The organism is Massilia sp. CT11-108 (assembly GCF_047302915.1).
Taxonomy (GTDB): domain Bacteria; phylum Pseudomonadota; class Gammaproteobacteria; order Burkholderiales; family Burkholderiaceae_D; genus Telluria; species Telluria orientalis.
In genome coordinates, this window is sequence record NZ_JBKYMO010001796.1 from 1 (window position 1) to 232 (window position 232).

Annotated in this window: 1 pseudogene; it reads right to left on the reverse strand. The window is 51.7% G+C overall.

Going from position 1 to position 232, the window contains the following annotated elements:
- A pseudogene (locus tag ACEN88_RS36355) lies at positions 1 to 214 on the reverse strand (hypothetical protein); the annotation flags it as partial.
- Between the last annotated feature and the right edge of the window lie 18 nt (positions 215 to 232).

Consider the following 232-nt stretch of genomic DNA (forward strand, 5'->3'; position numbering starts at 1 on the left):
TCTGCGCACGGATGCCGTCCCACTTCCATTCGGCCTGCCAGTCCGCTGCATCACCCAGGGCAATGCCTACTTCTGCCGGTGTTTTTTGTTTCTCGGATGTTTCCTGGATAGGATAAGCTAAAAAGAATGGGTAAGGCCTGGAAATATTGGCTTCGGCATCCTGTTCCTCCATCAACTGTGAAAACTGGTAAGTTTCGGGCAGCCAGCTTCCCATAACACGGTGGGTTAGTAC